The sequence below is a fragment of the Prosthecobacter sp. genome (assembly GCF_014879935.1).
Taxonomy (GTDB): domain Bacteria; phylum Verrucomicrobiota; class Verrucomicrobiia; order Verrucomicrobiales; family Verrucomicrobiaceae; genus Prosthecobacter.
On record NZ_JACSRD010000167.1, the window covers coordinates 1 to 12,389 of the forward strand.

Sequence of the window (12,389 nt, forward strand, 5' to 3'; positions counted from 1 at the left end):
GCCGACACCGGTGACCGCCACGGCATGTTTTGAGAATTCCAGGCCTGCTCTCTTGTACGCAGCCTCGGCCTCGAGCATGCCATTGCGTGTTTCCTTGGTGCCTCCGGACTTGGAAATGACCAGCGTGAGAGTTGTGGCCAGCCCGGAGCCTATTTCTGCCAGCACGCGATCCATGCCATCGGGATCAGTGTTGTCGAAAAACGAAATGGACATGGGCGGATTGGCGGGCGTGATGGCCTGCGCCACCAACTGCGGCCCCAGCGCCGAACCACCGATGCCGACGACCAGCACGCGGCTGAACTTTGTGCCATTGGCGGCCTTGATCGCACCAGCATGCACATCGGCAGCGAATTTCAGCGCCGCGTCGAGGGTCTCGTCGATTTCCTTCTTCAGGACCGCTTCAGGGGCGAGTTTCGAGTCGCGCAGCCAGTAGTGGCCGACCATGCGGTTTTCGTCCGGGTTGGCGATGGCTCCGGCTTCGAGATCCTTCATCGCTTTGAACGCGTGATCGATCTTTCCGGCCATCCGGGTGAAAAGGCTGTCCTCGAATGCCATGCGACTGATGTCGATGGAGAATCCGATGCTTGAATAACGGACGAAATACTTCTGAAAGCGATCCCAGTGGCTCATGAGCAGTGATGATGGAGGTTTGAGTGGGTGGTGTCGGGCGTGTTGCGGCTGGGCACGTTTGAGGCGTCAAAAAGCACTTCCCATGCCGTGCTGCAACCACTTTGCCCGACGTTGACGTGAGGCGCTGTCTGCGACACCCTCGACGGCCATGAAATCTCTCGCCATCGCATTTTTCGCCATCGCATTCATCATGACTTCCTCCCTCGCCGCCGCCGAAGCTCCCTACCGCCATGTCGTACTGTTCAAATTCAAGGACAGCGCCACGCCTGAGCAGGTCCAAGGCATCGAAAAGGCGTTCGGCGAACTGGCAAAGAAGATCGACACGGTGAAGGGCTATGAGTGGGGCACCAATGTGAGCCCGGAAGGACTCAACGACGGCTTCACGCACTGCTTCTTTGTCACGTTCTCTGACAAGGCCGGCCTCGAAGTTTATCTGCCACACGCGGAGCACCAGGCCTTCGTGGCGAAGCTGAAGCCGCTGCTCGACAAGGTCTGCGTGGTGGACTACGTCGCGAAGTAAGTTCAGCCGCAAACGGGACAGCCAGGGCGTTTCGGCAGCCGCACATGCCGGAAGCGCATGGAACCCAAGTCCATCGACAACAGTGTGCCTGCAAGGGGTTCGCCGACACCGGTGATCAGTTTGATCACCTCCATGGCTCCGATGCACGCCGCTGTGCCGGAAACAGCTCCAAACACCGGAAACTGGCGTTTCCATGTGGGCGGCACCTCGGGGACATAACAGGCGAGGCATCCCGTGTGTCCGGGCACAAACGTGGTCACAGTAGCCTCCAGCGTGTGCATGGCGCATTCGACCATCGGCTTCCGCGCCCGGAATGCGGCGGCATTCAGCGCCAGACGCTCTTGAAACATGGGGGCGGCGCTCATGATCACATCTGCCTCGCCAACCAGCCGCTCCGCATTTTCATCGTTGACGTTTTCGGCGATGCCAATGACCTCGCAACGCGGGTTCAACTCGCGCAAGCGACGGACAATCGACTCCATGCGCGGCAGGCCGATGTGTTCGTGCGTTTGCAGGAGCTGGCGGTTCAGGTCCCCAGGCTTCAAACAGCCGGCGTGAGCGAGCACCAGCCTGCCGACACCAGCGGCAGCCAGTTCCAGCGCCACCACACCGCCAAGGCCACCCACGCGTGAAACAAAGACCGAAGCCGCCTTGAGTTTGCGCTGGCCTTCCTCCCCGACTCCGGGCACCCACATCTGCCATTCATAAACAGAGCGTTCTTCTTCGGTCAGCAGGGGCAGGTCGGGCATGGATTTGACAGCGAGATGAGAACGGGTGGCAGGCATGGAACCTTGAAGCGAAAACTTTTCTCCAACATTTTTCAACACTTGTCCACGCACCATCACTAACGTCTTCAACAGTTCATGCAGGGCGTCAAACCCCTCCATAGACTGGGTCTTGAGAGTGATTGGTTGTTAACTGAAACCCTGCCTTCAACAAGCAGGACTAAGTTGAGGTTGATCAAACCAGGGGCCGGACGGAATCGGGAGCCGTCCGGCCCCAAATTTTTATGAGTGATCAACTGGTGGGCCGCTGGATCAAACCGCTGTGGAAGTCACCTGAATCCAGGATGTGCCGCCACAATACTCGCGGGCCTTCTCCGCCAGATCGGCGGCCGCTGCCGGACTTTCTGTGACAGCGAACATGGTGCTTCCTGAACCCGACATGAGCGCCGCACTCACTTCACCGTGCTCCAGCAGCCAGTTTTTGAGCGTGGGAAGAAGCAGGAATTTCTCGAACACGGGACGCTCGAGGTCATTCACCATCGTTCCCCAGGGGCAAAGTTGCGGAGCGTAAAGCACGCTGGGAACTTCCTTTGATTCCGCCCACCGTTTATAGGCCCATGGAGTGGGAATCGGGAAGGGCGGTTTGATCAAGACCAGTGGCAATTCCCACGAGAACTCAGCCGGAGCCACCTGTTCACCACGTCCCGAACCATCCGCAGCGGGGGTGTCCAGCAGGAAGCAAGGGACGTCCGAGCCGATCTGGGCGCCGATTTGAATCAGTTGCTCCCGGGTCAGCGGTGTCCCGGTCAATTCATTGCAGGCCTCCAGCACTGTGGCCGCATTGCTGCTGCCTCCGCCGAGCCCGGCTCCTGCGGGGATCTTTTTTTCCAAATGAATGCGCCAGGATGATCGCCTGCCGGTGCGCGATTCGAAGGCGCGCAGAGCTTTGATCGCGAGATTGGATTCATCCAGTGGCACGGTGGGATCGGAACACGTGAGCGCCACCTGGTCGCCGGTGCCTTCATGGGTGATCTCCACAGTGTCGCCCAGCGTGAGTCGGCAAAGGCGCGTCTGAACCTCGTGGAAGCCGTCTTCGCGCTTTCCGAGGATGCGAAGCCAGAGATTGATTTTGGCAGGGGAAAAGCAGGTCATGATGATCAAACAAGGCGGCCGAGTAGAGCCAGCATGCGGCCCGTGCGGCCTTTTTCCATCCGGTAGGAGTAAAAGCGATGCAAATCGGAAGATGTGCAGATGCCCGTGTCATGGATTTGACTTCCTGGCACTCCCGCATCCCGCGCCTGCTGGCGGATCATCGCGGCAAAATCGAGCTCGTAAGCTGGTGGACGGATGCACGGGCTGAGCTGGACGTGCAGATCGGCCGGGTCTGTGCCGTAATGCTGCCTCATTTTCTCAATGGCTCGGGTTGTGATGCCGAGTTCGGATCCTTTCTTGCCTGAATGCACCACACCGAAGGCCCCCGTGCGTGGATCTGCCAGATAAACAGCGCAGCAGTCAGCCACATAGACGCCAATCACGAGTCCGGGGGAATCGCTCACCATGCCGTCCGCGCCGGGGACGATTTGATCGGGAGGAGCGTTCAGCGCAGCCACTTCGCATCCATGCACCTGCTCGGCGATGCACAGTGAGTTGCCTTTGAATCCAAGTTCCTCCGCCTGCTGCCGGTGCCAGGCCAGGAGGCGCTCCACGACCACGTCCCGCTCGTCATTCACGGCGATGGCGGGGTGACGAAGCGTGAATCGGTGGGCAAATCCAGGGAGCATCTCCAGGGCGGGAAAGGACATCCAGGGTGCGTCGGTCATCGCGCTGTTTGCCACGAAAACAAAAGAGGCGCACGGACAAAAACCGGGGCGCCTCTTTAAAAAAGGAGTGCTTCAGGTCAACGCACGGCGGCGGTGTCCAGCGCACGATACGAACTCATGAAACTTGCGGCATCCTCGGAGGAGGTTTCACTCATCGCGTCGGCGATCTGGTTCTGCAGCTCGTCACGCAGGCGGCTGACGAGTTCGATGCCTCGGGAGGTGATGCGTACGAGCACTTTGCGACGGTCGTCGATGGCGTGCGTGCGTTCCATGTAGCCAAGCTTTTCAAGACGGTCCACCAGACCGGTGGCGGCAGCGGTGGAGTGCCCCATCTTCCGAGCGATGTCGGTCATGGTCAGCTCCTTGGAGGTGGCCAAGTAGCTGAGGAGGAAGAACTGGGCGAAGGAGATATTGTCCCGGTTGAGCTCTCGGGAGAGGTTCAGCAAGAACTCGCGCTGACTGAACAGAATGAAGTCTGCCAGCTTGGCGTGGTCTTTGGCTGGTGGTTTGGGGCCGGTAATCATAGACATTGGGTCCTGGGAGCTATGGGTTCCGAGAAAATCTCGAATTATAGGTAATGTAACAACTATCGAAGGTAGGATCAAGATAAAATCATAGAATCCATAAATTTATACTCATTCAGGCTAAAGAGCTTCTTATTTCTGAGAGGTTAATATGGGTGAATTATTATCCGCGAAATGATTCCTGGCAAGGAAAGAAATCTCACAGGGGTCCGGCACCACGGCCGCAGGCAGGTCACTGTAGCGCCTTGCCCTTCGTTTCCGGGGCGAACCAGATCACGACCATGCCGACCAAATAGACGCACGTGAGGATCGAATACGCGTTGGCGGCGGCTTGCACCGGCGTGATGGCGTCCTTGGTGAAAAGGCCCATCAAGTTCCCCAGTTGCAACGCGCCGATCGCTGCAATGAGGCGGCCGAAGTTGAAGCAGAAGCCCTGACCAGTCGCTCTCACACTGGTCGGGAACAACTCGGGGAAGTAGAGCGGGAAGAAGCCGTAGAACGATGCCGTGATGCCCCCCAGCAAGAAGGCGCTGAGCAGCAGCGAGGTCGGAATGCTTTCGCCTGTGAACGGAACATTGACCCGGAAGAAGGCGAGGGATGCAGCAAGACTTGTCACGCAAAGCAAGGTGTAGGTGACGCGGCGGCCCAGTTTGTCGGCCACGAGCGGTGTGATCAGCGTCACCAGGATGGCTCCAAGGGCCGTTGCGATCACGACATAGTCGATTATGGGAAGGGAACTGCCCTTCGGTGCCAGATCGGATGCCCAACGGGCTGCTTGCTGCGCCGATCCCCAGGTTCCCAGCAACGCCACAGCCGCCAAACTGGCCCCGACGAGCAGATTGCGCATGATCGATCCATGCTCGGCCGCATCCGTGCTGCCGGCCGCCATCGAACGGCTCATGTATTGGCGCACCGGGTGCAAGTAGCCCCACAAGGCCACCGCGAGGCCCGCCACGGTGACGATGGTGGCGATCCAGCCGCCCCAGGCGCACATGGGTGACCAAACATAGATGATCATCAGCGCAGACAGGCAGGCAATCAGCACGCCGACGAGGTCCATCGTCGCCCAATGAGACGTTCCACCGGACTTTTTCTCTTCCTCCCATTTATGCGATTCCGGGACGAAAACCAGGATGAAGAAGTTGATCAGGGCGGGCAGGGCGCTGCTGACGGCGATGAATCGCCAGGCACGGTTGTGCAGCAGGTATTCCGTGTTCTCCGGCGAAAGTCCCATCGCATGAATCCAGCCAGTCACCACTTCAAGACTCGCGTTCAACTGCCAGCTGATCAGGCCGGTGAGCAGAAAGCCGATGTTCGAGGCCGCTCCGATCATTCCTGCGATCCACGCACGGTTTTTGCCGCCCCAAATCTCGTTCACCAAGGCCACGCCGAGCGCCCACTCGCCACCCATGCCGAGCGAGGCGACAAAGCGCAAGCCGGCGAAGTGCCAGGCCTCCGTCACGAAGGCGCACAGGCCGCTGAAGATGGCATAGGTGAATATTGCCAGTGTCATGGCCTTCACCCGGCCCAGTTTGTCCCCCAGCCAGCCAAACAGCACGCCGCCCGTGGCCGCACCCACCAGGAAAACAGCGATGATCACAGTGAACCAGTCCACGTGCTCCTTCGCAGGAGCGCCCGGCAGCAGATCCTGCAGCGCTGGTTTGCCGATCAGCGGAAACAAGCCCATTTCAAAACCGTCGAACAGCCAGCCAAGGAATGCAGCGATCAGGGCGGCCACGGCGCCACGGGAGGAGGATTTGGATTGAGTCATGGTTCGGGAAGGTCGGAGCAAACGGCAGCTTGAGCGCAGTTCTACACCAGAGGCGAGCAAAAAAACGGGCCGCTGAAACTCAGCGGCCCGTGGCAGTCAAACTGTGTTGTGCTTGCGTTTACTCTTTCGCCACACCGTTGTTCCATGCGGCGAACATTTCCTCCGCGGTCGGAATTTCGAGCGGACGCACAATTCGGAAACCGAGCCAGGTCGCGTCGGTCAGATACCAGATGCTTTTCGGGAGCTGCGGATCCTGCTGCTTCCAGAGCGGATCGGAGGCCTTGCGGGCGGCGCTGCGGCACAGTTCCGGATCGTCGTCGTAGGTGCCGCCCCGGGCCACATGCGGATACGGCGTCTTGGAGCGCACCCAGTCGTTGCCCAGGATGGACGCCGCAGGGGTGGTTGGCGTGTATTGGTCCAGGCACCACTCGCAAACGTTCCCATAGATGTCGTAAAGGCCCCATGGGTTGGGCTTCTTGGCGCCGACCTTCGAATACTGAAAGTTCGGCGCATTGTCGAAATACCACGCGTAATCTTTGAGCTGCGCAGCGTCATCGCCGAAGAAGTAGGCGGTCTTCGTGCCGGCGCGGGCGGCGTATTCCCACTCCGCTTCCGTCGGCAGACGATAGAAGTGGCCGGTCTGGGCGCTCAGCCACTGGCAGTACTTGTTCGCCGCATGCTGCGTCATGCAGATCGCCGGGAAACGTTCACGTCCCATGCCGAAGTCCATCGGTTGATACGGCGGCGTCGGCTGTGAGATCAGCTCTTCAGGCTTGTCGGTCGGACTCCAGACCTGGCGGGAGCCATCCTTGTTGCGGCCGACGCTGGTCAGTTGGAAGGGCTCATACTCGTCCCAGGTGATCTCATACTGTCCCATCCAGAACGGTTTGATCGCCTTGTTCACCTGCGGCCCTTCGTCATCACTGCGGCCTTCCTCATTCTCAGGGCTGCCCATGGTGAATTCACCGCTCTTGATCACCACCATGCTGTACGGTGCGCCTGTTTTGGGTACTTTGGCCTCGTAAGGCTTCATGTCTGCCTCCTTTTTCTCCTGGGACGTCTTCACGATGAAGGCGTGGATCTTCTTCACCAGTTCCAGGTTGTCCGGATTGTTGGTGGCCGGACCCTTCTTCTCCTTCGCGGTCAGTTTCACGTCATCCGGCCAGGGAGCGCCCTGCTCGATCCAAAGTTTCAGGTAGTTGATGTCCTCCTTGCTCAAGGGACCGCCGCTCTTCTTCGGCGGCATGAGGTCGTCCTCATCGGCTGCCAGGGTGGTCAGATGATAAATCGCGCTCTGCTTCAGGTCGAAGGGCACGATGTTCGGGGCGTTCTCACCACTTTCGAAGGCTTCCTTCTTGGTGGTGATGATCCAATCGCCCTTTGCTTTGTCCGCATTGTGGCAGGACACGCAGTTTTGCTCCAGGATCGGCTGGATGTGCTTCTCGAACTTGATGCGCGGCGTCTGCTCCAGCACCACGCCGGCAGGCCAGTCGGCCCCTTGCTCGATCCAGGCCTTGATCACCTCGATCTGGCTTTTTTCCAGCATGCCTTCCTTCTTCGGCGGCATCACCATGTCATCCTCGGCATCCAGGATCAGCGTTGTGTAGATTGCGCTCTTCTTCACGTCGCCTGGGGTCAGTCCGGGGCCGTTTTCGTTGCCCTTTTTGATGTCCTCCAGCGTGTGCATGCGGAAGTCACCCTTGTCCTCCTTCGCGCCATGGCAGTGCGTGCACGCGCCTTCCAGCAGCGGCTTGATCTGCTTGTTGAAATCAATCTTCTCCGCGGCGCCGAGCAGCGCGGGAGCCAGGGCTAGGGTGGAAACAAAGGTTCGGGCGAATGACATGGGTCGTGCGGATAGCATAGGCTTGTGGGGATGTCCAATACGGGAAAACCACCTGTACATTACGACCGCATCAGGCCTTCAGATGGCGGGTGCAAACCTCCATCAGCCCGCTCCGCGTCGTGCACCTGCGCATCTCGTGCAGGAAGGCGGTGGAATCATCCAGATCCGGCCCGAAGAAGTTCAGGTGCTTCTTGATGCGGTTTACCTGGTCGAGCTCACGCGTCTGCGGCGTCGTCACCGTTTCATACAAAGCTTCGATGTAGGCCAGCTTGTCCGCCGCAGTCGGCTGGAACACCGCCTGACCGCTGAGATGCTGCCGGATCTGCTCAAACATCCACGGATTGCGGATCGCACCGCGTCCGATCATGAGACCATGCACGCCGGTTTGCCGGACCACAGCCTCCGCCTCACCATGGGAGCCCACATTGCCATTCGCCAGCACAGGGCAGGGGAGGGAGGCCTTCGCCTTCGCGATCAAATCGTAGCGCACCCCGTCTCGATACATCTGCGTCACCGTGCGACCGTGAATCGTGACCAGGTCAACGCCGTGCTTCGCAAACAGCGGCACCAGCACATCGATCGTCTCCGTGTCATCGAAGCCCAGTCGCGTCTTCACCGTGAACTTGATCGAAACCGCCTCCCGCAACGCTCCCAGGATGCCCTCGACACGCGGCACATCACGCAACAGGCCACCGCCAGCGCACTTCTTGTAAACCACCGGTGCCGGGCAGCCGAGATTCAGATCAATCGCCGCCACCGCATGCTCTTGTAGCTCCCTCGCCCCACGAATCAGCGAAGGAATGTCATTTCCAATCATCTGCGCCACCACCGGCCTGTCTGTCGGGTTGTGCGTGATCGAGGTCAGGATGTCCTTCTCCAGATGCGAGTCCGGATGGACCCGGAAATACTCCGTGTAATACACATCCGCCCCGCCATAACGCGTCATCAGCCGCCAGAAGCCCAGATCCGTGACATCCTGCATCGGTGCCAGCGCCAGCAGCGGCTCCCGCCTGGCCAAAAGCTGCTCAAAATGCTGCACTGGTGTCATCTTGCGCTGCTTAACCACGGAAGCCGCATCCGTGAAAGTGGAGTCTTGCCCCCCTGGGGCCTTTTCCGATCAGTTTGGGCCGAACCGCGAATAGATACCAATCCCACCGCTCCACCTTCAGTCTCACATCAAACTCAGCAGCGCCTCGCGGACCTGGGCCTGCCATTTGCCGAGGTAGGCGAGGCGGGCCTGGAGGATTTGGAGGTCGTTGAGGGTCGCGGTGTCGCCGGAGGTGAGGCGGGTGTCGAGAGCGGGGAGTTTTTCCAGCAGAGCTTCGCGTTCGGCATCCAGCGTGGTGCCGAGGGCTTCGAGCTGCTCGCGGAGGCGCATCTCCTCCGGGGCCAGCAGGGCTTTGGCGAGGGCGGAGGCGGCGTTTTGGCGGCGTTTGAGGAAGGTGGTGACGTTTTGCAGCACCGGGCCGAGCTGGCTGAAGAGCCGCATCATCGCCTCATCGATCGGAATGGCACGCCAGGGCACCTCATGCAGCTCCAGCAGGTGCTTGAGGCGCTTTTCCGGTGTTTGCAGCGTTTCGTAGGCGGCATTGATCTCGGCGGCTTGCGCGGCATCGCCACCCGGACGGTCGGGATGCGCGGCGCGGCTGGCTTCCAGCCACGCCTGCTGCAAAGCGGCTTCACTGAGCGCCGCCACACGCGGCAGACCGAGGAGGGCGAAGGCGTTGGGCATCGCGGGTCAGGCGGAGAAGCTCTCGCCGCAGGAGCAGGTGACGACGGCGTTTGGGTTTTTGACTTTGAAGCCGCCGCTTTGCAGATCGTCGCTGTAATCGAGTTCGGAGCCGGAGACGAACAGGGCGCTTTTCGGGTCGATGACGACGCGCACCTCGCTGGAGGTGACCATGATGTCGCGGTTGGCCGGGCCATCGACCAGGTCCATCTTGTATTGCAGGCCGGAGCAGCCGCCGCCGACGACGGCGACGCGCAAGGCGCCGTTTTCCGCCCGGCCCTGCTTCTTCAGCAGGCCGAGGAGGCGGTCGGCGGCGTTGGGCAGCACCTTGATGAGTTTTTCGTTGCCAATCTTGAAGCTGGGAGCTGCGGCGGTCATGAGGAGGGATAACACGAAAAGCGTGATTTGAACATGGAACAACCGTGATGAAACGCCCGGCCGTGTTTTTTGGCCGCGTCGTGGATTGTGCTTGCCTGCAACGCTGATTTTTGAGACGAAAAGGGCAATCCATTCAACTCCATGAGCGAAACCGCGCCCCCGCCGCTGCCTTTGCAACTCTTCACCCTCAAAGACGGCCTCGTGGCCAGTGATTGCGGCCAGGATGCCGTGGACCACTACGCCGCCGATTTCCAGGGGCTGCGCCACTTCGGTCTGAAGATCGGTGACTGTCTGGATCTGGGCGCTCCGTGGATGGGATCGCTGCAGGAGGAGGACTTCACGCTGAACTTCGCCTACTTCGACTCCGGGACTGATCCGCAGGACCCCGGCGCTGGCGCCCTCATCGGCGAACGCATGCCGATGTTCGAACTCCTTACCCGTGCAAACTCGCTGGAGGCATGACCCATGGCCGCATCGATCACACCTTCCCTCCGCTCCGCTCTTGAACGCCTGAAACACGCCGGCTCGGTGAACGGGCTGCTGCTGTGCTGGCGTCGGCAGATTCTCATCAATCTGCTGCCGTTCGAGGAATTCCGCGCCGAGCGGCTTCTTCAGGTCATCCATGATGCGCGGGCGCACTTCGCCAGTGGTGGCGACCGTGATGTGACGACCTTCTGGTTCGGCTACGAGGGCGTCTTCATCCTGGCGCTGTTCCACGGTGAGTGTCTGCTGGTGACGCTGCACACGCACGCGTCGGAGGTGGATTTCCTGCGCCGTGCGGGGCTGACCTTCCTGGATGACACTCAGCTTCTGGTGCAGACGCTGCTGCAACCGTCGCCGGACGACGAGATCAGCCGCGAGGAGACGCAGCCGCTGGGACAAGTGGGCTCCGATGGCCTGCCTCCGGAAGGCAGCGGCCCGACGAAAGTGATCCCGCGCAAGGCCTGAGCGGCGCACGCTGGCGCTGATTGGCCCGCCTGAGCTTTTGACTGAAAGGTTTGCCGCGGCTGCGGCGAAATCTCTGCTCGTTTTCATTCCCCAACCTCCCACCTCCATGTCCGACCAAGCTGTTTCCGCCTTCTCACGCCGCCGTTTCATCAATGCGAGCGGCGGAGCGCTGCTCGCCCCCGCTGTTCTCACCACCGTGACCACGTTGCGTGCCCAGCAGAAGGCCGATTCGAATGAGACGCTGAAGATCGGCCTCATCGGCTGCGGAGGACGTGGCACCGGGGCGGCCGCGCAGGCGCTTGGGGCGGATTACAACGCGAAGATCGTCGCGATGGCCGATGCGTTCGACACGCAGATCGAAAACAGCATCAAGAACCTCTCCACGCAGTTCCCGGATCGCGTCGATGTGAAGCCGGACAAGAAGTTCACCGGACTGGATGCTTATCAGAAGCTGATCGACAGCGGCGTCGATGTCGTCCTGCTCGCCAGCCCTCCCGGATTCCGCCCGCAGCATCTCACCGCGGCCGTGGAGGCCGGAAAACACATCTTCTGCGAGAAACCGATGGCCGTGGACGCCGCCGGTTATCGTGTGGCCCAGGCCGCCGTGGAGAAGGCGAAACAGAAGAAGCTCAATCTCGTGGCCGGCTTCTGCTGGCGCTATTCCACCAGCCGCATCGAATGCTACAAGCGCCTGCACGACGGGCAGATCGGCGACATCACCGGCATCCTGGCGACTTACTATGCCGGCCCAGTGAAACCCATGCCTCCGGCGGAAGGCCGCCCCGCTGGCATGGGCGATGTGGAGTGGCAGGTGCGCAACTGGTACAATTTCTCCTGGCTCAGCGGTGACAGCATCGTGGAGCAGGCGGTTCACAGCCTCGACAAGATCTGCTGGGCGATGAAGGACCAGCCACCGGTCAGCGTCATCGCCACCGGCGGCCGCCAGCGTCCGGCGGAGGCGGGAAATATCTTCGACCACTTCCACGCGGCCTTTGAATGGGACGGCGGCATCATCTGCCACCTGACCAACCGCCAGGTCACTGGCTGCCACAACGAGGTCTTCGACAACATCCAGGGCACCAAGGGCCGCCTCGTCATCGGCAAAGGTCCGGCCCCCTACATCGACGGCGAGAAGCGCTGGCGCTGGCGTGGCGAGGAGAAGAACATGTACGACCTCGAGCACATGGCGCTCTTCAACGCCATCCGCAAAGGCGAGGTCATCAACGACGGCGACCGCATGATGAGCAGCACGCTCATTGCCATCATGGGCCGCGAGGCCGCCTACACCGGCCAGAAGCTCGTGTGGAAAGACGACGCGCCCGCAGCTCCGCTGCCTGCGCAGGGAGGCAAGGGCAAGGACGGCAAGAAGGACAAGGCGCCGGAGCGTGCCTCGCTGGCGATGATGTCCTCGAAGCAGGACCTCGCCCCCGACAACCTCAAGTTCAGCGACACCTTCGACCCCGGCCCGCTGCCACGCCCTGGTATCACGAAGTTTGTTTGA

Annotated in this window: 13 protein-coding genes and 1 pseudogene; 4 read left to right on the forward strand and 10 right to left on the reverse strand. The window is 60.6% G+C overall.

Annotated elements, in window-relative coordinates:
* A pseudogene (gene pgi, locus IAE77_RS16865) lies at positions 1 to 630 on the reverse strand (glucose-6-phosphate isomerase); the annotation flags it as partial.
* A gap of 190 nt (positions 631 to 820) precedes the next feature.
* Between pgi and IAE77_RS16870 the strand changes: the two are divergent.
* Positions 821 to 1,150 carry a Dabb family protein gene (locus tag IAE77_RS16870; RefSeq protein WP_345780992.1) on the forward strand — a complete coding sequence of 110 codons (330 nt, stop codon included), beginning with the start codon at positions 821 to 823 and terminating at the stop codon, positions 1,148 to 1,150.
* 2 nt (positions 1,151 to 1,152) lie between these two features.
* Here IAE77_RS16870 and IAE77_RS16875 read toward each other — a convergent pair whose 3' ends face one another.
* The 9 genes from IAE77_RS16875 to IAE77_RS16915 all read right to left on the reverse strand — a co-directional run bounded on the left by IAE77_RS16875 (position 1,153) and on the right by IAE77_RS16915 (position 9,940).
* The gene (locus IAE77_RS16875; protein WP_294228765.1) at positions 1,153 to 1,899 is read right to left on the reverse strand and encodes a HesA/MoeB/ThiF family protein; all 747 of its coding nucleotides are present in this window, start codon (positions 1,897 to 1,899) and stop codon (positions 1,153 to 1,155) included.
* A gap of 288 nt (positions 1,900 to 2,187) precedes the next feature.
* Positions 2,188 to 3,027, reverse strand: a complete 840-nt coding sequence (gene ispE, locus IAE77_RS16880; RefSeq protein WP_294228768.1) for a 4-(cytidine 5'-diphospho)-2-C-methyl-D-erythritol kinase — start codon at positions 3,025 to 3,027, stop codon at positions 2,188 to 2,190.
* Between the two features lie 5 nt (positions 3,028 to 3,032).
* Entirely contained in the window at positions 3,033 to 3,695 is a 663-nt protein-coding gene (locus tag IAE77_RS16885) for a polyphenol oxidase family protein (protein WP_294228770.1), read from the reverse strand.
* 77 nt (positions 3,696 to 3,772) lie between these two features.
* Positions 3,773 to 4,219: a MarR family transcriptional regulator gene (locus IAE77_RS16890; protein WP_294228774.1), complete on the reverse strand. Its 447-nt coding sequence runs from the start codon at positions 4,217 to 4,219 to the stop codon at positions 3,773 to 3,775.
* Positions 4,220 to 4,451: 232 nt separating this feature from the next.
* Positions 4,452 to 5,990: an MFS transporter gene (locus tag IAE77_RS16895; RefSeq protein ID WP_294228777.1), complete on the reverse strand. Its 1,539-nt coding sequence runs from the start codon at positions 5,988 to 5,990 to the stop codon at positions 4,452 to 4,454.
* Between the two features lie 118 nt (positions 5,991 to 6,108).
* The gene (locus IAE77_RS16900; protein WP_294228780.1) at positions 6,109 to 7,833 is read right to left on the reverse strand and encodes an SUMF1/EgtB/PvdO family nonheme iron enzyme; all 1,725 of its coding nucleotides are present in this window, start codon (positions 7,831 to 7,833) and stop codon (positions 6,109 to 6,111) included.
* 70 nt (positions 7,834 to 7,903) lie between these two features.
* On the reverse strand, positions 7,904 to 8,899 hold the full coding sequence (locus IAE77_RS16905) for a tRNA-dihydrouridine synthase family protein (protein ID WP_294228782.1): 996 nt from the start codon (positions 8,897 to 8,899) through the stop codon (positions 7,904 to 7,906).
* A 105-nt stretch (positions 8,900 to 9,004) separates the two neighbouring features.
* A complete protein-coding gene (locus tag IAE77_RS16910) occupies positions 9,005 to 9,565 on the reverse strand; it encodes a DnaJ domain-containing protein (RefSeq protein WP_294228785.1) in 561 nt (186 codons plus the stop codon).
* A 6-nt stretch (positions 9,566 to 9,571) separates the two neighbouring features.
* Entirely contained in the window at positions 9,572 to 9,940 is a 369-nt protein-coding gene (locus tag IAE77_RS16915; RefSeq protein WP_294228786.1) for an iron-sulfur cluster assembly accessory protein, read from the reverse strand.
* 141 nt (positions 9,941 to 10,081) lie between these two features.
* On the opposite strand from IAE77_RS16915, the gene IAE77_RS16920 reads away from it, so the two are divergent.
* The 3 genes from IAE77_RS16920 to IAE77_RS16930 all read left to right on the forward strand — a co-directional run bounded on the left by IAE77_RS16920 (position 10,082) and on the right by IAE77_RS16930 (position 12,389).
* The gene (locus IAE77_RS16920) at positions 10,082 to 10,402 is read left to right on the forward strand and encodes a hypothetical protein (protein WP_294228789.1); all 321 of its coding nucleotides are present in this window, start codon (positions 10,082 to 10,084) and stop codon (positions 10,400 to 10,402) included.
* Positions 10,403 to 10,405: 3 nt separating this feature from the next.
* Positions 10,406 to 10,888, forward strand: coding sequence for a hypothetical protein (locus IAE77_RS16925; RefSeq protein ID WP_294228792.1), 483 nt, complete (start codon positions 10,406 to 10,408; stop codon positions 10,886 to 10,888).
* A gap of 106 nt (positions 10,889 to 10,994) precedes the next feature.
* Positions 10,995 to 12,389, forward strand: a complete 1,395-nt coding sequence (locus IAE77_RS16930) for a Gfo/Idh/MocA family oxidoreductase (RefSeq protein ID WP_294228794.1) — start codon at positions 10,995 to 10,997, stop codon at positions 12,387 to 12,389.